Source organism: Type-E symbiont of Plautia stali (genome assembly GCF_059731115.1).
Window position 1 is genome coordinate 2,724,312 of sequence record NZ_AP035906.1, and the last position, 23,140, is coordinate 2,747,451.

Consider the following 23,140-nt stretch of genomic DNA (forward strand, 5'->3'; position numbering starts at 1 on the left):
GGAGCTATATCACTATGGCTCATTGTATGATTAATACCAATCTTTGATTGCTCTATTTCTGACCAGCCCATTACAGAGATTATCAAGTCGCATGCCTACAACACGATAATCATGCTGGTTACGCCAGCTATTTGCTGCTTTTGTAACCGCTTGCCATTTCGGGCTCTTATCTTTGATTTCTTCAAGCTTTGCGCTAATGTCTTCCGCAATCTGTTCGGCGCTGAATCCACTAAACTTAAATACTGCATCGCCAAGATCGTCAAAGATTGGAATAGGCGTTACCATCACAGGTTTGTTTGTCGCCATCCCGTATCGGACCGCCCCACTGGCAGACTCCCCGGTGTTTTGATAGGCAAAGAGAAGCAGGTCAGCTTCTGACAATAATTTCAGGCTTTCGCTGTCAGCTAAGAAGCTGTTATGGAATTCAACCAGATCGCCAATATTATTTTCGCTGACGTACTTCTTCAAGTCACTAATCAAATCCCGTGATTCTCCAACAGGGAATTCAGCGTTAACTAACTTTAATTTAACTGGACGATTTTTATCTTTTAATAATTTTACCGCTTGTACAATTTCAAGCAGACCCTTATGAGGTAAACAGAAACCATAACTGGCGATAACCTGCAAATTTTTAGCAGTTTGCGTTTTTGAAGAAAATGACTCGTTACGCAATACGCCATGAGGGAAAAGTGCAACGTTATTTTCCAAACCAAGAGTCTTCAAACGATTTAGATCGGCGAAGGAATGCACTAACAGTCGGTCACAGCATTTTAGGGCATCAAGCATATGGACCAATTTGAAATTCTCTTCTGGTTCCTTCACGGGATCAACTGTTGAATGCAGTGTCATCACGACAACGATATTACGTTGCTTTAAAGTGTAAATTAGCTCTGACAGCTCAGCATGATTGAAGAATCCATAGTTAAACTGGATGATGATGGTGTTAAGGCCGGCTTGTTCAATATACTTAATGACGGTATGGAAGTTATTACTTTCTTTCCCAATATTCCAACTTCTGATACTAAAGTCTTTCTTGGTATCCAGAAGCTCTTGTCCATTAGGGGAAAATATAATAGGTTCAACCCCAGGCATGTTATCAATCAGATGCTGTGAGTAGGTCGCTATGCCGCATTTGGTGTTCCAGGTTGTTATCCAGCCTGTTTTTGCTGACTGATTACATTCCCAATGTTTAGCCTCAAGAATATAAATAGCAGAGACAGAACGCTCTGCCACAGCTGACCATGTAAAGCGAGAGAGAATCTTTTGGCGACCATTTTCGGCCATTTTACTTCGCAACTCACTTGACGTTAGCGCTGCAAGTTTCATCTTCTTCGCCAGGTCATCAATATCGATATTGACCCATGCTGAAGAATAAAGACCAAAATGAGTTTTTGCATGGGCATAGTGGTAATCCACTAACCAGCTATTCGTTGAATCACAAAAATCCCTTTGCCCACTCCAATCTGTAACTATTGCAGGCATTCCACTCAACATGGCTTCCGCAATTGGCAACCCAAAACCCTCTGCACAACTTGGAGCGACGAGAACATCACATTGCTCATAGATACTTTTGAGGCTACCCTCGTCGAGATCCTCTTTAATAATTATCACGTGAGGGAAGTCAGATCGCTTTTGCTGGCATGCTGCCAAGCTTTCAGAAATTGTATTATGTGGGTTATCAAACGTCTTAATGACTAACGTAACATCATCTTCAAAGCTGAATGCTTGACCGTAAGCTTCAAGCATGGCTTCCGCCCCTTTGCGCGGAAAGCATGAAGACACATGTAAGAAACGGAAGGTTTTGGTGGTTTCGAGCAAGTAGTGCTCGGCATTGACACTTTCCCAGTGATCACAACCATTCGCAGTTACGAATGCAGGCAAGCGTAGGCCATTATCAATCAGAATCTTTTTAACATGATGTGAAGTACAGAGAACACCATCGAGTTCTTGATTAAAACTCTGAATCCACTCGAATGGATATCCCGTCTCCTCCCATGCATAACAGTGTAAAAGTTTGACCTTAGAATTAAGTCCAGACACCCGTGGCGGATAGATGTTACGTGACTGGATAGAAACTGATTCAGTCATCACTTTGCCTGCTTTATCATTCCACGCTAGCAAATCAGCATTGTCAGCTTTTTGCATAAAGGAAGGATTTGGCGAAAAATCGCCTGGACCTTCAGTTGAATGCAAAATCACCTCTAGGCCCTTTCGAGCGAGACCACGGGCAAATTCACGATTGACTAAAGCGAGACTATAAGAGGAGTCAAATGGGCCATCGACCTGCCACTCCAACGATTTTGATAAGACATGATTCAGTTCAACCCGCTTAATATTTCGGTCTAGCGCTTCGGCAACGCGCAATAAATCTTGCTGAGAGGGTCTGGTTTTTGTACTGATTTTTTTTATGTCATCGATTGCAGATACGGTTTCTAGGGCACTTTCATCCTCAACAACAATTTCCGGCTCATAGTGTTCGAAGGCAGCAAGCGCACGCTGAGCAGAAATGTCCCAGGAAAATTTATGTGCTTGGTTCAGTGCATGATTTTTTAGTGAATGACGGAACGGTTCATTGACAATGACTTCGCGAATTTTACTGGTAATTGAACTCACTGAGAATGGATCGAAGAGTGCCGCTTCCAGTCCAATAACTTCGGGAATGCTTGTTACATTTGAACCAATAGTTGGCGCGCCACATCTCATTGCTTCCAGAATAGGAAGTCCAAAGCCCTCATGCTCAGACGCGAAAACAAATAGGAAACAGTGGCGATAAAGAAGAATCAGTTCATCATCACTGACATATCCGGTTAATATCACATCATTTTTTGAAAGACTTGATTTCTTTACAATAGATTGTAGATAGTTGCGATCAGCTGCATTAACCTTACTGATAATCACTAATTGTTTATTAAACCGTAATTCTGGCTCAATTTCGGAGAAGGCAACAATTAGCCTTTCAAAATTCTTCCGCTTATCAAACCCACCTGGGGCATAAAGAATGATGTCTTTTTGTATTGAAAACTTATCTTTAACTTCTTCAATATTAATATCCACTATTTCTTTATCGTACCACTCATCCTCGGTTGCAGAAGAGATAGAGACAACCTTAGCTGAAGTGTCAGGAAGATATTTTTGGGTTTCTTGAGCTGTATAATCTGAATTCGTAAGAATAAGGTCTGCCACTTTCAAATACTCAATTTTATTCATGTAGTATTGGCGAAAATGGACGTCTTGTAAGTAGGTTTTTTCATTGACCAGAGGAATGAGATCGTGATGGAGTACCGCTACTTTGGTTTTGCTTTGCAATTTTTTGATAGTGACCGTAGCGTCATCAATATGACCTTCAAATAGACTAGTTATGAAAACCCAATCAACTGAAAGTGTACGGATCATTTCCTCGCGAATAATCGCAGCCGCACTCTGCCTCCACTCATTCCCCTCATCACAGGCACGGAGAGGGGCCGGTAGTTGGCATACCACAATGTTCTTTTCTGGTAACAGCCCTTCTAAGGCATTTTTGATGCCCTGAATAGTATGTTCAAAGTTTCCATTCAGAAGCACAAAGAAGTCATGGTGTTTGTTATTCCGAAGTAAACCTTTAGTAATAGATAATGAATAGCGCCCTATCCCTCTGAATCTGCTTTCTGTTTGCGCGCCCTGTAAATCAATTAAAATTTTCATTATTTATTACCTTTGTGATGCTTTACTTCATCATGTTGAAGATCTTCATAGATCTCCTTCGCCCTATTTGTCAAATTATGAACATGGGTTGTGGATATTGAATGATTAAAATCGTGAGAAAAATCACTTCCGTTCAAGGATTTAAAGTAAATTTTCCTTAGTAAGGAATAGACTCCGAATTTGCGCATCAAATATAACGAACCAGACCTCGCCGTGGGATATTTACCAGCTAAAATGACGAGCCGTTGAAATATTTTACGAGTAAAAGCTTTAGTTAAATATTTGAGCCCTTTTTTACGAGCATTGTTTGTACGTTTAGTTAAATCTATCACACGACGCAACGGAGCAGTTATTCGCCAAGAGTTACTGGCATAAATGGCGGCCAATCGTTGTTCTAAATCTTTATTAGAATTGACGATGCTGCCAAGTTCAGCACGGACAATTTCAATCTCTTTAGCGTGCTCATCAAGCCTATCTCTGATTGATATATCATAGCGGTCAGCAAGTTCATCAAGAGTGACACCAATTTTTTTAACAAAAAACTCATTAAATTCGGTGTTTAATTCCTGGGAGCCTGCCTTTTGAGAGACACAACTGTAATCCGGACTGACACCCTTCAACACTTCCGTCAGTGTAAGTTCAGATGTGCTATCCATGACTCGGACACTTTCTTGCAGTCTGACGATACGTGTTCTTTCAAACCCATAATAGTCAGGCAGAAACTTCAAAAGCTCGGGAGGGAGAGGGTTTTGGTGGGTAGGATCCATGTAGAACGAACAACTACCGACACTTATGTTTTCTGGATTTGGCGTTTCAAGTATCAGAAGACCACCGGGTTTTAATACGCGAAGAGCTTCTAATACCAGCGTATGAACAATTTCAAACGGAAGATGCTCAACAATATGAAAGCCCGTAATTGCAATAGCACTATCGCTATTTTGCATCTTCAGAAAATTAATACAATCGCCTAATTCAACGGTGAGACCATCTTTACGTGCTTCAGCAAGCATTCCTTCATCAAGATCGACACCTACTGCTTGAATATTGTTATCACGCAGTAATTTTAACCACTCTCCACGTCCACAGCCAATATCAATGATGCCAGCATCGGGAAAGTACGCATTAAGTTTGGAGATTAACGGCAAGTATACTGTCAATCTTTGACGTATATCGGAAACGCTACCACGATGTTTGTCTTCAAATGCACGGTAAAAATTATTACTCACCTTTAATCTCCAATTGGGGTGGCATCCAGGTTACGCCTATAAAGGATGGTTTACCGCTGTTCACAACAGTGAAAACTAAAGCAAGGTCACGCCATTCATAGTTTCGAGCAACATGTGTATCTGATGAGTGTAAAGCGACTGCAATTGAATAAGATCCAACGCCTAAATTGGCTGCAAAACTAAAGGTATATTCAAGTTTTTTTCCAGCTGCAACCCTACTCAATACTTTTTTCATGTGATGAGTGTTGGTACCGAATACAGGCTGCCCCAAGCGATCTTTAATAACATACCCCACGACTAACTCATCGATATCGTCGTGTACTTCAGCTTGAATATTTAATGAAACGGCTTGCCCGACCTGCAATGTTTCAATCGACTCATTATCTTGATTCAGAAGCGCTATACGACTGATACGCGCTTCTCCCGTACCTGAAAGCGTCGCTAACTTTCCATCGCTATTGCTTAACTTAATGGATTTTTTTTCTTTATCTGCTAGTAGCGCATTATAGAAATCCATTACAGCCTCGGGTTCCCCCTCCATGGCCACCTCACCCTGGTTTAATAGGATGGCACGATCGCAAATGCTCTGGATAGCCTGCTTGTCGTGTGAGACAAGAAGCAACGTTGTCCCTTTTCTTCGGAATTCGCGAATGCGTTCGAAACTTTTGTGTTGAAAATAAGCATCTCCTACTGACAACGCTTCATCGATGATCAGGATGTCTGGTCGTATAGCCGTTGCTACGCTGAAAGCCAGTCTTACCTGCATACCACTAGAATAAACTCGTACAGGCTGGTCAATATATTCATCAATCTCTGCAAATGACTCAATTTCGGGCATTAATTGATTAATTTGCTCAACAGATAAACCTAATAATTGACCTGACATATAGACATTTTGCCGGCCAGTGAAATCGGCATGAAATCCCATACCCAGCTCCAGCATCGCTGCAACCCGACCTGAAATATCAATATTTCCTGTAGTTGGCTTAGCTGTGCCAGTAATTAATTTTAATAACGTGCTTTTTCCTGCACCATTGATACCAATGATACCCACAGCTTCACCCTCATTGATTTCAAAATTAATATCTTTCAAAATCCATTTAAGAGAGTGTTGCGGTTGAATACCCGGGATCATCCATTCCAACAATCGATGAACTTTTCGCTGGTAAATTTTGTATGCTTTTCCGACGCCCGAAACCAAGATATGTGTCATCAGAGTTCATCCACCATTTCAGCCGAGTGCCTTCTAAATAAGATAAATCCGTAAGCACAAAAAATAGTACTTAAAATCAAAACCGGAATCAGTGAATTCCAATCTGGTATTTTATGGTAGGCAAATATCCCCTGATAAGCCTGCATCAGGCGCGCGACTGGATTATACATAAGAATTTTATGTGCCCATTGAGGCAGGGAGTTTAATACATAGACGATCGGAGTGAACCAGAACCAGAATTGTAATAATACCCCCACGAACTGCCCTACATCTCTGAAAAACACGTTCATAACGCCAAATATCATCCCCAACCCAGTCGCAAATGCAATTTGCAACAAGATAACTGGGATCATCGATAGAATTAACCACCCAGGAAAATTCCCGGTAAACACCAGGAATATTATAAAGAGTGAAAATATTATCAAAAAATTGAGCACGGCAGATACAACAACAATGAACGGCAGACAGATTTTAGGAAAACTAAGTTTTTTTATCAGATTGGCATTATTAATGAAAACACCCTGACTTTTATCTAAAATCTCGGTGAACAGCCCCCAAGTTAATACACCGGAACACAGATAAATGCTGTATGCAAATGAGCCTGTATTATCAGGCATTCTGGCTTTCATGACTTGAGAAAAAACCAATGTATAAACTAAAATCATCGCAAGGGGTTGAAGCACCAACCATAGTGCTCCTAGCATACTTGTTTGATAACGAGATTGAAAATCTCGCTTGATGCTACTAATAATAAAACCGCGATATTGATATAAGGATTTCAACATATCAGGCATAATCACCCTTATCCAGGAAAGATAATATATCTGATGTTTTCTTCATCATGAGATCAGAATTCTGGCGACTCTCTACGTTTAATCGCATTAATGGCTCAGTATTTGACGTTCTCAAATTAAATCGCCAATCCTCAAATGACATACTCAGTCCATCTGTTTTGTTAATCTGTAGAGCATCTGCACAGTATTTCTCTTCGATTAGTTTAATAAGTCTAGCAGCGTCAGAAACTTTGCGATTAATTTCACCGGAAGCAGGAAACTTAACCATTCTCTCTTTGACCAAAGCTTGAAGGCTGGTCATATTGGTTTGTAACAGTTCAGCAACTAAAAGCCATGGAATCATCCCGCTATCGCAATAGGCAAAATCGCGGAAATAGTGGTGCGCACTCATTTCGCCACCGTATACCGCATCTTCCTCACGCATACGCTCTTTAATAAACGCATGTCCAGTCTTGGACATTACAGGGATGCCACCTGCTTTAGTCACCACATCAATGGTGTTCCAGGTCAACCGTGGATCATGGATGATTTTGGCGCCCTGCTCTTTTTTCAGGAACGCTTCAGCCAGCAGGCCCACAATGTAGTAACCTTCTATAAACTCGGCATTTTCATCGAACAAGAAGCAGCGATCGAAATCACCGTCAAAAGCGATCCCCATATCTGCATTGTGCGCTCTTACTGCATCAGACGTATCTTTACGGCATTCAGGCAGTAAAGGATTAGGGATACCATTTGGGAAGTTACCGTCAGCCTGGTGATGCACCTTAATGAAACTGACCGGCGTATTCGCTAGCTGGAAGCGTTTTTCAATTTCATCAATAACATGACCCGCCGCGCCATTGCCGGAGTTGATAACTAATTTCATTGGCTTTTTAAAATTTGCTAAATCGATGTATCCCATCAGATGATCGACATAGGCATCTAAAATTGAAATCTGCTTATAGCTACCACGCTGCGCTTCATTGACGGCGGAAAAGTTGTTCTCTTCAGCAAGGCGCTGCACGTCACGCAATCCCGAGTCACCACTGATAGGGCGCGCACCCTCACGTACAAGTTTCATGCCATTATAATTCATTGGATTATGGCTAGCTGTGACTTCAATGCCCCCATCAATGCCCAAATGGAAAGTCGCGAAATAGATTTCTTCTGTACCACTCATACCAATATCCAGCACATCTGTACCGGCATCCTGCAGACCATTGGCTAGCGCCATCTTTAACGGTTCACTGGTCAGGCGAACATCACCTCCAACGACAATCGTTTTCGGTTTAATAAATTCGCCAAATGCACGGCCAATACGATAAGCGATATCTACATTGAGTTCTTTGCCCAGCTCACCACGGATATCGTAGGCTTTGAAACAAGTCAGTGCTTCCATTAGTTCTTATTATCCTTATTTACGGGCAAATTGCTCTTTAATCAAAATGAGATCGTCATCACCTAAGTAAGACCCAGACTGGATTTCCAGAAGCTCTAATGGAATTTTACCCGGATTTTCCAGCGTGTGCTGATGACCGATCGGAATGAAGGTTGATTGGTTTTCGGTTAACAAGACTGTCTTGTCCTGAATCGTTACCTTCGCTGTCCCCGAAAGAATGACCCAGTGCTCAGTCCGGTGATAATGCATCTGAAGTTCAAATGATTCACCTGGCTTGACGGTAATACGATTCACATTGAAACGTTCGGTATTGACTATGAGATCACATTGTCCCCACGGCCAATACGTTTCACGGTGACGGCGATATTCACTGCGGCATTCTGACTTCAGAAATTCAACCACACGCTTAACATCTTGTACCTGATCTTTACGTGCAACCAATACGGCATCTTTAGTGTTTACGATCACAAGGTCTTCAACACCAATAGCGGCAACCAACTGATCTTCACTGTTGATATAACAATTCTTGGTATTATGCAGGAAAGTATCGCCCTTTAATGAATTGCCTGCTGAATCTTTCTCATTAACTTCCCACAAGGCAGACCATGAACCTACATCACTCCAGCCTGCATCCAATGGCACAACCACGGCAGCATCGGTTTGTTCCATCACCGCATAATCAACGGATTCATCCGGGCAAGCGATAAAGTCGTCCCTGGCTATATTGATGAAGTCACTGCTATCTTTCACGTTCGCCATCGCACGCTGACAGGCTTCAAGAATATCAGGGCGGAATTTTTCCAGCTCTTGCAGATAACGTTTTGCGCGGAACATAAACATACCGCTGTTCCAGTAATATTCACCGGATGCGAGGTAGTCTTCCGCTGTTTTAAGATTGGGTTTTTCGACAAAGCGTTGTACGCCGAATGGGGCGTTCAAATCATCTGAAATCTGACTTCCACGATGAATGTAACCATAACCTGTTTCAGGACCTGTCGGCACGATACCGAAGGTGACTAAATGGCCTTGCTTGGCATATTTAGTCGCAATAGTAATTGCCTGATGGAATGCTGCACGATTTTCAATTACATGGTCAGCAGCCAACACCAGCAGAACAGGATCATCCCCCTGCTCAATCGCATTCAGCGCAGCGAGAGCTATGGCCGGAGCAGTGTTACGTCCCACCGGTTCAAGGATGATGTTGTGAGAGAGCTTGTTGATTTGGCGAAGTTGTTCAGCGACCAGGAAGCGATGCTCTTCGTTACAGATAACCAGAGGAGCGCGTGCTTCAACTCCGGTTAAGCGGTTGACGGTTTCCTGCAGCATTGAGTGCTGCCCATGCAAACTGATGAATTGCTTTGGATAGAGTTCGCGTGAAAGGGGCCACAAACGACTGCCGGTTCCTCCGGCCATAATTACGGGAAGTAACATTCCTCAACCTCTAATGTGTCATTTAAAACTGCTTTATCAATTTAGAGCGGGTTATTTTTTCAACGCATTATAAAAAACAGCCACGCTACCGCCCTTGGCTTGTAGCAACCAATATGCTGTGTAACAAGTCAATTTTGTGTGCTCCGCCTCTCTTACATGAGACGGTTAATTATTCGTCAAGCCTCAGCCAACACCAAAGCCAGCACAAATAATACATTCTGTGCTGATGAAATAACATGGTTATCGTCTTATGCGACTGTTACTAACCTTTATGTCACGCAAGCGTTTCGCTTAAATCCAACCCATTGACCTGATTCAATATAGTTTCTTTTACTGGCAGTTAATGCTCGAATTTCCTTAATGGACAAACAAGGGTATATGGAGTTCGAACATTAATCATATCTATGGGGGTTTAGGAATAATCTGTGTCTAAAATCACTCAATTGATTAAAAAATAGGCTCTCATGATGTTAGATAATTTAGCCATAAAAAAACCCGGCAGATGCCGGGTTTTGATCAATTCATCGAGAGTTACTTAAACCCATCCGGGTTCTTACTCTGCCAGTTCCACGTATCACGCATCATCGCGTCAATCCCACGTGTCACACGCCAGTCCAGCTCATTGTTTGCGAGCGTCGCATCCGCCCAGAACGCCGGCAGATCGCCATCACGACGCGGCTTAAACTCAAACGGAATCGCCTTACCAGAAGCCTTCTCGAACGCCTTAATCATTTCCAGCACCGAGAACCCTACCCCGCCGCCAAGATTATACGCCTTGTAACCGGTGACTTTCGGCAGATGATCCAGCGCCTTCAGGTGCCCTTCGGCCAAATCCACCACGTGGATATAGTCGCGCTGTGCGGTGCCGTCTGGCGTGTCGTAGTCATCACCAAACACGCCCAGCTTCTCCAGGCGACCAATCGCCACCTGCGCGATATACGGCAGCAGGTTGTTAGGGATACCGGTTGGGTCTTCACCTATCTCGCCAGACTCATGCGCGCCAACCGGGTTAAAGTAGCGCAGCGCGATGGCTTTAAAATTCGGGTCAGCTTTAGCGAAGTCGCGCATTACGAATTCGATCATCAACTTAGAGGTGCCGTACGGGCTGGTAGTGCCACCGATAGGCGTGGTTTCCACGTAAGGAACCGGTGCATCCGCGCCGTAGACGGTCGCTGAGGAGCTGAAGATAAAGTTCCACACGCCAGCGGCGCGCATCTCTTCCAACAGCACCACGGTGCCTGCCACGTTGTTCTCGTAGTATTCCAGCGGCATGCGCGTGGATTCGCCCACGGCTTTCAATGCTGCGAAATGAATCACTGCTGAGATATCGTTAGCTGCGAACAGGTCACGCAAGCAGGCGCGATCGCGGATGTCGCCTTCAACAAACACCGCTTTCTTGCCAGATAGCTTCTCCACGCGGTTAACCGCTTCGCGCGAGGCATTGCAAAGGTTATCCAGGACCACAACGTCGTCACCGCGCTCTAACAGCGCCAGCACCGTATGGGAGCCGATGTACCCTGCTCCGCCCGTTACCAAAATAGCCATGTGTACTCCTTTAAACCGCGCAAGCGGCGCGGCATGAGAATGGATTATTTCGCCAGGATTTTCTGGATAGCTTCGCGGAAATCACGACCCTGCGCGTTGTTACGCAGACCGTAAGAGACGAAGGCCTGCATGTAGCCCATTTTTTTACCACAGTCGAAGCTGGTACCGGTCAGCAATTGTGCATCAACTGGTTTCTTTTTGCTGAGTGATGCGATGGCATCAGTCAGCTGGATACGGCCCCACGCGCCCGGCTCGGTGTTTTCCAGCTCTTGCCAGATATCCGCAGACAGCACGTAACGACCGACCGCAGTCAGGTCTGAATCCAACTGGCCCGCTTCTGGTTTCTCAACAATGTTAGTAATAGTGCTGATGTCGCCTGGGTTATCGATCGGCGCCTCTGTAGTCAGAACACCGTATTCAGTCAGGTCTTCGCCCGGCATGTGTTTTGCCAGTACCTGTGAGTGACCGGTTTCTTCGAAACGCGCCACCATTGCCGCGAGGTTATAACGCAGGTGGTCAGCGGTTGAGTCATCCAGTAACACGTCTGGCAGCACCACCACGAACGGGTTATCACCGATCATCGGGCGTGCACACAGCACAGAGTGGCCGAGGCCCAGTGGGTTCGCCTGACGCACGTTCATGATGGTGACGCCAGGAGGACAGATTGATTGCACTTCGCTCAGCAGCTGACGTTTTACGCGCGCTTCAAGCAGCGCTTCCAGCTCATAAGTGGTGTCGAAGTGGTTTTCCACTGCATTTTTGGAAGCATGGGTGACCAGCACAATCTCCTTGATGCCCGCCGCTACACACTCGTCAACGATGTATTGAATCATTGGTTTATCGACGATTGGCAGCATCTCTTTCGGGATGGCTTTTGTTGCAGGGAGCATATGCATACCGAGACCCGCAACCGGGATTACTGCTTTAAGCTTGGTCATATTTATTCCATTTCATGAAGTGAATACGTGGGGTCGATTATGCAGGATCGGCCGGTGCAGCAAGTATAATCTTTATCTGAAAATCCGGCACTAACTCTCTGTCACAACATAAAAAATCGCAAAAATGGCGGGCTACCGCTTCGCCTGACACATTGAAAATGAACTGGCTAAACTGCTGAAAAACAGTGGAGGATTCACGATAAAAACCAGGATGATAAGACCATTGATTTGCAGAATGGATGCAGAGGATTTTGCCCAGGATGCCCGGGTTTGATGGCGGCTAATGATGCTTCGCAACGCATAATAGCCAGCAATATCGTAGCGACAGGATTTATCGCACATACAGACAGTATCACTGCCGCCATAAATGCACCGCTACAGGATCCGAGCGGGCCGTCAGCATAAAGCCCCTGCCCGCTCAGATCGCGCCATTGACACAACGTCGTTAGCGCAACGCTTACAGCCAACCCTCAAACCACTCCGGCATCACGAACAGATTGAAGTGATTCACCAGCATCATCAGGCCGACAAACACCACCGACACCGAAACCCACTGGCGGGCATACGGCATAAAGCGGATACCAATCACCGGCTTGATAAAGAACGGATGGGCAAAGGCAGAAATCAGCACCTGCGAGATGGAGAGTGTCAACGCCACATACAGCACGTTCGGCCAGATATACGTTGTCGCCAATACCACTACCACCACCAGACTCGCCACGATATTCCAGTAGAACTCAACGTTAGTCTTGCCGTTCGCCTGGGAAATCGCGCCGGTTAAGCCCCCCATCGGACGCAGCATGCCGAACAGCAGCATCAGCGGAATCAGATGGTAAACCTGCTCATGCGATGCGCCATACAGCACGCGTACGATGACCGGAGACAGAATGCCAATCGCCAGATACATCAAGCTACTGAACAACATGATGACGAAGGTGCCTTTCAGGAACAGATTTTTCAGCTGCTCCGGATCGTGCTGCTTCTCGGCGAAACGCGGCAGTGCCAGACGGTTAATCACCGGCGATACCAGTTTCAGTGGCTGCAGAATCAACTCTTTTGCCAGCGAGTAGATCCCCAGCATCTCCGCGCCCATCACTTTACCCACAATCAGTGCATCCGCCTGGGTACGCAGTTGGTTGATGGTCTGAGAACCCAGCTGATAAATGCCGTAACGCACCGCGCTGATGAAGGTCGCCCCTTCAAACTCCCACGTTGGACGCCACGACTTCTCCCCGAAGTAGATCATGCACAGGATGCGCGTAAAGGCATTGATGAACAGCCCAAGGATGGCCGCCGCCACCGTGAGTGAAGTGAAGTAGAGCATCGCCACGGTACAGATGAACGCGAACAACTTGGTGGCCATCTCAATCTTCGCCAGCGTCACCATACGTTTGGATTTCACATAGTGCGCCTGATACTGCGACAGATGGCCCAGCACGAGGAAGTTGAGGCTGGTGAGCATGATCAGCCCGGTCAATTCAGGCAGGTGATAGAACCACGCCACCGGGAAGGCAATTGCCAGCATAATCAAGCCGGTACACAAGCTGAGTGAGACGTTGACCCAATAAATCGTACTCTGCTGGCGGCGGTTGATGTCCTGGCGATGCACGATGTAGCTGCTCATCCCCATATCCTGCAACACCGTTGCCACCGCCAGAATGGCGTTGATAATGGCTAATAAACCCAACTCATGCGCTTCCAGTTTTCGCGCCAGAACGCTGAGCTGTAACACCTGCAGCAATGCCGCGAAGCAGGTACTGCCAAACAGCCAGACGGCCTGTTTTTTTAATCCGCTCACACCATGCGCTCCAGAATTTTAGCCAGCTCGCCATAAGCGATGTGCTGATTGAACTCGGTTTCCACTTTGTGTCGCGCAGCAGCCACGACCGGCGCGACATCGACATCACCGCGTGACAGACGCAGCAGCGTGTCAGCCAACTCTTCGGCATCGTTTTCGGAGACCAGCCAGCCGCTGACGTTGTTCTGAATCAGCTCCGGGATGCCGCTGTGATAGGTCGAAACCACCGGCAGCCCCACCGCCATCGCTTCCATCAACGCCACCGGAATGCCTTCCATGTCGCCATCGGCTGCGGTTTTCGACGGTAGCAGGAAGATATCAGCATCATTCAACGCCTGACGAATCTCCTCCTGCGGCTTGAAACCTGGCATAGTGACAAAGGCTTCCAGTCCGGCACGCGCGATGTGTTCACGCATCATACCGTCCTGCTCACCGTTGCCGATGATGGTGAACTCGAACTGCCCACCGTTGTTGCGCAGAATTTCGCTGGCTTTTACCGCCACGTCTAAGCCCTTTTTCTCGGTCAAACGCGCGACCGAAACAATTCGCAGCGGCTGATGAAACGCCTCACGCGGCCTGAAGTTAAACTTCTCAGGCTCAATGCCCATGCGCGTCACGTGCACCTTCTCGCGTGGACAACCCATCTCAATCAGCTTGTTCTCCCACAAATGGCTGATGGGTAACATCAACTCGCTCTGTTTGAACAGGTTGACGTAATCGAGCTTGTGCTCTTCGAGAATGTGACGGCGCGAAATATCCGCGCCGTGGAACACCGTCGCCTGCTTGCCTTTCAGCACGCCGAGCTCACGCAGTTTGTTGGCCAGCGCGCCGGCATAACCAAAGTGCACCAGAAACACATCCGCGGTGAAGGTTTGCTTCGCGTTAGCAACAATCGCGGGCAGCAGCAGCTTTTTCGCCTGCTGGCCGTAGCGGCTGACGTTGAGTGATTTGATTAACGCCGGCTTCGCGATTTTCGGCAGCATCAAACCAATGCGCTGCGTCAGCTTATCGAGATTCGAAACTTTCTCTTCCGGCAGTAAATAGTGAGTTTTCGCCGCCAGATTGTAATCATCGAACGCGGCGTGGCGATTGATCATATCGCCCGGAAACACGGAGATGATCTCCACGTCATAGCCTGCATCGATGAAATGCGTTACCTGATTGAGGACAAACGTCTCAGAGGCAACCGGAAAACGCATGGTGAAAAAGGTCAGCTTCATCACTTACCCCAGCACGTTGAGAATTTCTGCCGTAATGCGGTTACCAATTTCACGCTCCTGCGCCACCGCGGTATCCACTTTGCGTTTCACGTTGTCGTAGTCCGCCAGTACGGTTTGTACTTTATCGATCAGCGAACCATCCATCAGGCTCTGCACGTCGGTGGCCATCTGCGGCAATCCAAGCTGTTTCATCACGCCGAGCGATTTGTGCTCATAGTTGATGGCCACGGCTGGGGTACCGAAGTTCATGGAAATGATGGCGGAGTGCAGGCGGGTGCCAATAGTCAGGTGACAATGGCTTAGCAGGATGCCGAGTTCGAGGTCGTTGAACTCGTCCATGATGACATGGTAATGCTCGGGATTTTCGACGTGGTCGCGTAGCGTCAGCGCCACCATCCGGTCGTCTTTGGCGTAGCTGTCGATGCCGGTACAGGTAGAGAAAGCCACCACCTGATAGCCCTCGGCAATCATCGCGTTGATGACTTTACCAAAAGCCGCTTCGTACTCTTTCTGCGTCACGCCGAGACGTTTGTCGAACGGCGCCAGTTCACGCACGGTGATGGCGATGGTTTTGCGTGCGCTGATGATGTTTTTCCAGTGCAGCAGGTTGTGGCTCGGATTCTCCACATCACGCGCTTTCACCAGGAAGGCGGTATCGACGCCCTTCTTCACGCGGCTGGTGGTGACGCCGTCTTGTTTCAGGCGATCGAAGCTGACCTCTTCACGCAGCACCAGGCTATCGACGCGATCAAACACGAAATTGGCCAGCGCATTCACGCGTGGGTTCTCAAAGGGTCCCACGGAGTGACCGACCATGTGCAGCGGCTTTTTCGCCATCAATGCACAGAGCGCGTGGTCAAACTGCGTCACACCATAAAGATCGACGAAGAACGAACCGCCCACCTGAATGATGGCGTCATACTGTTCCAGACTTTTGGTGAATTGCGCCAGATGGGGCGGCACAGAGAACGATTTGTACAGGCCACCCTTGCCCAGATGCGCCATCATGATTTCGGGCATCAGGCGGTTGGCCACTTTACGTTTAACGCTGCCCACCAGCCCTTTCGCTGATTTGCTGTTATGCAGAAACAAGGAATCCTGCTGGATATCCTGTTGCAATAAGTACCCGGAGCTTGTTGGATAACGACTGATCACATCAATATCGAGGTCACCACGCGCAGACTGCAAAGAGTCGATCAGTCCACGTAAAATCGCGCCATCCCCACGATTTCCACAGGTATGGTTTCCCACCAATAAAATCTTCATAAACACTCCAGAAAAATTTTTTTAATTTTTTACAAGCCACGTCATTTCCTGCACGGGCAAAGTGAACTCTGTGTTAAAAAACTGCAATGGGAACAATGCCCAAAATAGAAAATCTGTCCTCAAACGGGCGACCTGCAGGCCGCTCCCAACCTTTCCCGGAGAGGGCGCAAACGGCTGCGCCCTCTCCGGTTACTGCATTACGACTTCACCGCAAAATAGGGTAACGCCACCTGTTCGCCGTTAATCACCACCGAGACAAATCCTTTCGGCTCACGCGTATCTACCTGCTCCGGTTTCAGCGCGCGCGAGGCCAGCAGCAGATCGCCCTGCTCGTTACCGCCTATACCCGCTTTACCGTTGTGCAGACTGAAGCGCTGCGGTGCTTGCTGGCTGCCGCTGGCAGGACTGCCCTGCGCCATGGTGGCATCCACACGCGCACAGCGTCCGGTAAGGAAGCGGTCCTTGGCGGTGCTTTTAATCAAAATAGCGGTGGTGGGTGTCCAGCCAGCCAGCTTGACGAACACTTTCGTGTCCGTCTCTGAGCGCGGTTCAAAGCGGACATCCACCAGGGGTGAACTGCCTTCGGCAGACCAGCTGGCTTCCGCATTTTTGGTTTTGCGTTGCAGATGAATAACCGCACGGCCGCCGGTGCCTTTACCATCAATGACGTTCATTAAGGGCTGATTAGCCGTGCCATTATTGAATTGCGATTGACCAAACACCTCTATCTCCCAGCTGTCTCCCACCGTAGGTGAGTAGAAGTTGCCGAGTTCAAACCAGGTTTCCTGGTTGGTGTTATTCGCCAGGCGGAAGCGTGAAGTGATGTAGTTGTATTTCAGGCTGCCATCGATGGCTACACCGTAAGATTCCACGCGTGTGGACCCCATCTCCCAGATGTTGAGCCAACGCTCGCCTTCCATCGAGTTGTCGATCCAACTCCCCGCTTGCAGGTTGGTCTGGCGCATGTTCAGCCGCGAGTTGTGCGCAATAAGCGGATTTTTACAGTCTTCAATGCTGAGCGCATCGATAATCCACTGCCCATTGGAAATGTCACCGGGAAACTCACTGTGCTCGATCCAGCCGTTATGAATGATCGACTGGCTGCAACGTGGCAGATTCAACACCTTACCGCCTTTACAGTGCTGGGCGTTGAAGTTGGAGAGTTCAATCGCCGTGCTGTGATCCCAGGCGCCAGCCTTTTGGCCCGACCAACTGGCTTTGATCACATCACCGGTACAGGCATTGGCGTACCACTGGTCGATTTTACAATCCAGCGTATCCAGTAAGCTCAACGACACCCCGCCAACCTGATTCAAGCGCAGGCAGGCACCACGGAAAAATTGCCCGCCGGGACAGGTATTGCGGAACAGCCCCTGCTTGTTGGGCCGCTTGTCGTTTTGGCCGTTGAAAATCAGATTCGAGATCTCCGTCCAACGCGCGTTCACCTGGAACAGGAATTCAGAGCGGCCGTCTGACGTCAGCGTGGTCGCCGGGAAATAGCCAAAATTGACCATCGCGCCGGAGATACGGAAGAACCGTCGTTGTTCATTGCCGAAATCGCACTCGGTTACGAAGAAATTGCCTGCCGGGAACTGCACACAGATCTGCTGATTGGCATCAATTGACCACTGATACATGGCTTTTATCGCCGGTGCCGCATCGGTTTTGGCATCGGCAATGGCGCCAAAATCGAACAGCGTCAGGCGGTTAAAATCTTCAACCACGCGACGCCAATAGAAGCCTTTACCACTGAAGATAACGCCGCCATCATCTTTGCCGTCACCAAAAGCGCCAACGAATTCCCCGCCGCCCACTTCTAAGCCTTCATGCCAGCTTTTCAGCTTGATTTTGGCACCCGCGAACAGCGGACGCGTTTTCCTTAACTCCTCAACCGACGGGATTTCGCCAATCAGCTGATAGCCATTCGGCTGCGCCAGACGTTGACTAAAATTACTCGGATTCGGTCGTGAAACATCTGCAATCGAAAACAGCGTATTCCCTTGATCGTCTTCCACCACCATGGAGTGAGCAGGATTGGCGATCAACGCTGCATTATCGTGAATGAATTGCGCGAAGTTGCCCTTATTTAGCGCAATAGGCTGGCTGATTTGTGACACTTTACCGCTGGCATCGCGCAGGAAGACCGGAATCTGATTGCCCGCTTTGCTGGCATCCTGACCGGCCTGCCCGATCCACAATTTACCCTCAAAGTTCTGCCAGAATTGCGGCGGCATGGTGTAGACGTTTTCTGGCGTTAAAATCGGCACATCACCCTGCGGTACGCTGGACGGATCGACAGCTTTCAAAGCCGGTTGACCACTTTTTGCCGCGTAGCTGGAAAATGCACTCACCGAGAGTGCGGCAACAATGGAGGAGGCTGCAGTTTGCAAGACTTCTCTTCTTTTCATGCTTTTAATCCCGTGGTCATGGGGCTGCGTAACAGCCATAAATGTGATCCCGGAGGCATTTAGCCGTCATACTTCACGCCACAAGGGCGTTGGCTGCCTGCCTTCGCCCCTGTCACTTACTCAAGTAAGCTCACGGGGACTCAAGCATTTGCCGCCTTCCTGCGGCATGAATTATTTGGCTAAACCAGGGCTAGCCAGCTTTGTTTGATCTGGTTACCGTCAAACTTCAGCGCAGTTTCTTTGGTTTTTTCGCTCATGGCGTAAAACAGGCTATCGTCACTGGCCAGCTGTTCCATGCGCGCCAGGAACGTTGATTTGTCATTCATCGGCACCAGGAACCCATCTTCACCGTGATTGATGATCTCCTGCGGGCCGGTTGGGCAGTCATAAGCCACCACCGGCAATGACCAGGATTTCGCTTCGAGCAGCACCAGCGGCAAACCCTCATAGCGTGAAGTCATCAGCGCCATGTCGCTGTCGCGGTAGTAATCGTTGATATTGCTGACTTTACCGACGAAGTTAACGCTGCCGGTAATGCCCAACGCCGCAGCCTGATCGTGCAGTTGCTGACGCAATTCACCGTCACCGGCAATCACCAGCGTCCACTCAGGGTGGGTTTTGCTGAAATCAGCCCAGATATCCAGCAGCAGGTCGAAGCCTTTTTGATTGTCCAGACGCCCCACCGCCAGCGCCTGACGGCTGCGGCTTTGGCGCTGAAAGGCCTTGTACACCACCGGATTGGGGATCTGCTTGCTGGCAATATTCCAGCGGCTGAACACCTGATGATCTTTGTCCGTCAGCACGATGACCTGGTCGTAATAGCGCAGCAGCATCCACTTCAGCGCTTTGATCGGCTTGCTGAAGGAGTTAATCGCGATGTGTTCACAGGCGTAGGCTTTAAAGCGTTTTTTCTTCATCGCCATCAGGTTCCAGAAGGCGAACATCACGCTCAGGCGGCCCATGCTGATCAGAAATACGCTGTCGAAGCCTTGCTGATGAATGCTTGCCACAGCGCTTTTAATCGGGTTGCTGTGCCCTTCAAAACTGACGATCTCTTTCACGCGATCGAACGGATAAAAGGTTTTGCCGTGTCCTTCCAGCGAATAAATGGTGACGGCGTGCTGCTCTCCGAGGCACTCCGACATGAAATTACAGATGTTTTCCGTGCCTGCGTAGGAGTAGGCATCCTTAATCACTAAAACGATCTTTTTCATAAAACGCTTTCCACCTCAAAATGTGAACTTAAGACCCAACGCCTCCATGCTGCTCACGTCGTAGCAACACGAAGGATGCCGGGTCTTAACGATGCTTCAGGGTGAAGAGAACGCCGTTCACCATATACCAGCCGTAATAGTAATAGATTTTTAACGGATTGTTTTTATAGATAATTCTTAATAATTCGAGGTGCCATTTCGCCGCTTTATTCTTGTTGCGAGACAATGAATCGCCCAGCTCGTAATAGTTGACCAGCGTCTTCTGGATCACCCGAGCTTGCTTGTAGCGGAGGAACAGTTCGTAGAGGAACAGGAAATCTTCATGTCCTTTACGCTGGAAGAAGATGCCCTGAGGGGGACGGCGGAAACACACGGAAGAGAAGCAGACGCGATACTGCTTCTTCACGAAGTTTTCCTGCTGCAGATAGGGTTTGCTGTAGAGAATATCGTGGTCGGCGGTTTTGGTTTTGTAGTGATAATGCGTGATGACAAAATCATCACCCGCCGCGATCGCCGCAGTCTGTTCGGCAAGTTTATCGACGTGCCATTCGTCGTCACTGTCGAGAAACGCAATAATCTCTTGTTGCGCGGCACGCAGACCCACGTTACGTGTTTCCGCCGCACCGAGGTTGACTTCATTGTTAAGAATGGTGATGCGCGCATCAGTGCAGTGTTCGCGTACATAGGCCAGCGAATCATCGGTGGACTGATCATTTATTAAATAAAGATGCCAGTCGCTATAGGTCTGATTGACGATCGACTCTACCGCACGCAATACCGTTTTACGCGCGTTATACATCGGCATCACGATACCGACGGTGCCAACATGATTTGTCATTTGCATACCCGGAGTGTCAGGAACCAAAAAATTGCTCCCGGTGCGGGAGCAAGTGAAATTTTTATAAAGTGAATCAGGAGACGGCTCGCCCGCCAGAGAAGCGAGACTTCACCTTATCGAACAGTCGATTCAGGAAATAAGCCCGGTTATCACGATTGGTCAGGAAGAAGTAGCGCGCGAAACTGAGGCTCGCCTGCAGTGATTTACCATCCATCTTGTAGCGCAGCGGCAGCTTGAACGCCTTATAGGTATGGACGTCACGTGCCGTGAGGTGCGGCTTCATGGTGTCCAGCCAGAAGAAGGAGTACTTCACCGACTCGCCTTTGTGTTTGGAACCAAATTTGGTCACCAGATGGTAGGTGGCGAGCGGCTTATCAATCATCACAAACTCATAGCCCATGCGGTCAGCACGGATGCAGAAATCATAATCCTGATGGCGAATATAACGCGCATCAAAACGGATTTTATCGGCATCTTCGCGCTTCAACACAATGGTGCTGGTTTGAATAAAGCCGTAACAGCCAAACAGATATTCAGCGATGGTTTCATTCTTGCCCGGTGGCTGCATCGGCATCACCTTGAGGAAACGGCCATCCTGATGAATGTTCACCTGGCTGAAAATCAGATAGTTCGACTTACCCTGTGCTTCAAGTCTGGTGATGGTGTCATACACGGTGAGCAGCTTATCAACGCCCCACTCATCATCTGCATCGAGGAAGCTGATGAAATCGCCCTCAGCCAGTTCGATACCTTTGTTACGAGCGCCGGCACCGTTGAGTTTCACCTCAGACAGCTCAAGTTTGATGTCCAGATCCTGATATCGCTCACTGCGCACCACCTGTGCCAGCTCAGCGGCATCAGCCGATTTGTCATCCACGATGATGACTTCAAAATTGCGATAGGTTTGCGCTTTGACGCAATCCAGCGTCGTTACAATCGACTTCGACGCGTTATACGCGGGAATTACAATTGAGAAACGAATATCCTGCATTGCCAGTACCTCTAAAAACTTCTGGTTAACAGTAATACGAATATTAAGCGAAGGTAATCAGTCAAATTCTTAATTTTCGGCTGCTGCTTTGGTTGCTGCTTTAGACTTACCGCCACTGCTGCCGATAAACGGTTTTTCCACCCAAAGATAGGTCATTTTTGCGACATAAAACGCCGCAACAAAGAACAGTGTAGATAACAGCGTGAACATCCAGTAATTATGCGGATATAACGTTGGTGGGATTTGCTCAATACCGTACAGCACGACGCCATGAATCAAATAGAGGCTATAGCTCACTTCACCAATCGACATCAAGGTCTTATTTTCCAGCAGTCCCATCAGCGAATTACCGCTGCTGACAATAAAGAAGATCACCGTCAGGGATATCAGGAAGAAGACATAGAAGAAGGTATTCGAGGTGAAGAACAGAGAGAATGCTGCCAATCCAAGACTGAGGATTGCCGCACTGCGGGAATGGCGTAAACCAGCAAATCTATCGCGGAATTTATAAGCAAAATATCCCATCGCAAAGCCGAGTACCGGACGCGGATCGGTATAGGTTTTCCCATACAAACGTAATGCGACGGCAATGATGAAAATAACGCCGATGGACGAGAGGATCAGCAGGGTTTTGTATTTCCCGCGCGTTAATCGATTGAGGAAATAAATCACGGGAATAGACAAATACAGCAACCATTCCAGACGCAGCGTCCACTCCACGCCGGAGTTCACCACCGCCGTAGACATCTCGCCAACGTTGTAGCTGCCAATGAACAACAGCCATAAAACAGCATCTTTCAGCGCTTGCAACGGCGGTACCAGCGCACCTTGCAGCGCCCCAATGGTAAAGATCACGAAACCTGAGAACCAAAACATCGGGACGATACGTCGAACGCGTGAACGCCAGAGTTTTCCACTCAGCTGTGCAGGGGTGAGCGTATCGTTATCCAGCCAGCGATAGAACAGGAAAGCCGAAATCATAAAGAACAGCAAGACGCCGAATTTACCCGAATTCACAAAAAAATTGCCTTCAGAGAACCAGGCAAAATAGTTTTTATCATATATCCACGGTTGATCCAGCCCGTAGATATAATGAACAAAATGAGAAAAGGCGACAATACTGGCAAGAAAAGCACGCAGGCCAGAAATACTCTTCACGCCTTTATCATTATAAATCCCGCGATGATAAGAGCAGGCAT

Annotated in this window: 16 protein-coding genes; all 16 read right to left on the bottom strand. The window is 47.9% G+C overall.

Annotation, left to right across the window (positions count from 1 at the left end; genetic code table 11):
- Nucleotides 1–30: 30 nt before the first annotated feature.
- The 16 genes from AC6I8L_RS12560 to AC6I8L_RS12635 all read right to left on the bottom strand — a co-directional run bounded on the left by AC6I8L_RS12560 (nucleotide 31) and on the right by AC6I8L_RS12635 (nucleotide 23,099).
- Nucleotides 31–3,681 carry a glycosyltransferase gene (locus AC6I8L_RS12560; protein ID WP_480344444.1) on the bottom strand — a complete coding sequence of 1,217 codons (3,651 nt, stop codon included), beginning with the start codon at nucleotides 3,679–3,681 and terminating at the stop codon, nucleotides 31–33.
- Entirely contained in the window at nucleotides 3,681–4,907 is a 1,227-nt protein-coding gene (locus tag AC6I8L_RS12565) for a class I SAM-dependent methyltransferase (RefSeq protein ID WP_058962025.1), read from the bottom strand. Before AC6I8L_RS12565 ends, AC6I8L_RS12560 begins: the two co-directional genes overlap by 1 nt.
- Nucleotides 4,900–6,120 carry an ABC transporter ATP-binding protein gene (locus AC6I8L_RS12570; protein WP_498013929.1) on the bottom strand — a complete coding sequence of 407 codons (1,221 nt, stop codon included), beginning with the start codon at nucleotides 6,118–6,120 and terminating at the stop codon, nucleotides 4,900–4,902. Before AC6I8L_RS12570 ends, AC6I8L_RS12565 begins: the two co-directional genes overlap by 8 nt.
- Nucleotides 6,120–6,905: an ABC transporter permease gene (locus AC6I8L_RS12575; protein ID WP_058962045.1), complete on the bottom strand. Its 786-nt coding sequence runs from the start codon at nucleotides 6,903–6,905 to the stop codon at nucleotides 6,120–6,122. Before AC6I8L_RS12575 ends, AC6I8L_RS12570 begins: the two co-directional genes overlap by 1 nt.
- A 1-nt stretch (nucleotide 6,906) precedes the next feature.
- The gene (gene cpsG, locus AC6I8L_RS12580) at nucleotides 6,907–8,292 is read right to left on the bottom strand and encodes a phosphomannomutase CpsG (RefSeq protein ID WP_058962024.1); all 1,386 of its coding nucleotides are present in this window, start codon (nucleotides 8,290–8,292) and stop codon (nucleotides 6,907–6,909) included.
- Between the two features lie 15 nt (nucleotides 8,293–8,307).
- Nucleotides 8,308–9,723: a mannose-1-phosphate guanylyltransferase/mannose-6-phosphate isomerase gene (locus AC6I8L_RS12585; protein ID WP_058962023.1), complete on the bottom strand. Its 1,416-nt coding sequence runs from the start codon at nucleotides 9,721–9,723 to the stop codon at nucleotides 8,308–8,310.
- A 531-nt stretch (nucleotides 9,724–10,254) separates the two neighbouring features.
- On the bottom strand, nucleotides 10,255–11,268 hold the full coding sequence (galE, locus tag AC6I8L_RS12590; RefSeq protein WP_058962022.1) for a UDP-glucose 4-epimerase GalE: 1,014 nt from the start codon (nucleotides 11,266–11,268) through the stop codon (nucleotides 10,255–10,257).
- A gap of 44 nt (nucleotides 11,269–11,312) precedes the next feature.
- Nucleotides 11,313–12,206, bottom strand: coding sequence for a UTP--glucose-1-phosphate uridylyltransferase GalF (gene galF / locus AC6I8L_RS12595; protein ID WP_058962021.1), 894 nt, complete (start codon nucleotides 12,204–12,206; stop codon nucleotides 11,313–11,315).
- A gap of 457 nt (nucleotides 12,207–12,663) precedes the next feature.
- Complete coding sequence (locus AC6I8L_RS12600; RefSeq protein ID WP_058962020.1) at nucleotides 12,664–14,004, bottom strand: lipopolysaccharide biosynthesis protein; 1,341 nt, start codon at nucleotides 14,002–14,004, stop codon at nucleotides 12,664–12,666.
- Nucleotides 14,001–15,224, bottom strand: coding sequence for a glycosyltransferase (locus tag AC6I8L_RS12605; RefSeq protein WP_058962019.1), 1,224 nt, complete (start codon nucleotides 15,222–15,224; stop codon nucleotides 14,001–14,003). Before AC6I8L_RS12605 ends, AC6I8L_RS12600 begins: the two co-directional genes overlap by 4 nt.
- Before the next feature lie 3 nt (nucleotides 15,225–15,227).
- A complete protein-coding gene (gene wcaK / locus AC6I8L_RS12610) occupies nucleotides 15,228–16,490 on the bottom strand; it encodes a colanic acid biosynthesis pyruvyl transferase WcaK (RefSeq protein WP_034824781.1) in 1,263 nt (420 codons plus the stop codon).
- Nucleotides 16,491–16,687: 197 nt separating this feature from the next.
- The gene (locus AC6I8L_RS12615; protein ID WP_498013930.1) at nucleotides 16,688–18,898 is read right to left on the bottom strand and encodes a phage tailspike protein; all 2,211 of its coding nucleotides are present in this window, start codon (nucleotides 18,896–18,898) and stop codon (nucleotides 16,688–16,690) included.
- Nucleotides 18,899–19,077: 179 nt separating this feature from the next.
- Nucleotides 19,078–20,112, bottom strand: coding sequence for a glycosyltransferase (locus AC6I8L_RS12620; protein WP_058961390.1), 1,035 nt, complete (start codon nucleotides 20,110–20,112; stop codon nucleotides 19,078–19,080).
- A gap of 85 nt (nucleotides 20,113–20,197) precedes the next feature.
- On the bottom strand, nucleotides 20,198–20,950 hold the full coding sequence (locus AC6I8L_RS12625; RefSeq protein WP_058961436.1) for a glycosyltransferase family 2 protein: 753 nt from the start codon (nucleotides 20,948–20,950) through the stop codon (nucleotides 20,198–20,200).
- A 73-nt stretch (nucleotides 20,951–21,023) separates the two neighbouring features.
- A complete protein-coding gene (locus AC6I8L_RS12630) occupies nucleotides 21,024–21,941 on the bottom strand; it encodes a glycosyltransferase family 2 protein (protein WP_058961391.1) in 918 nt (305 codons plus the stop codon).
- Between the two features lie 69 nt (nucleotides 21,942–22,010).
- Nucleotides 22,011–23,099: an acyltransferase family protein gene (locus AC6I8L_RS12635; protein WP_236699772.1), complete on the bottom strand. Its 1,089-nt coding sequence runs from the start codon at nucleotides 23,097–23,099 to the stop codon at nucleotides 22,011–22,013.
- Nucleotides 23,100–23,140 lie beyond the last annotated feature (41 nt).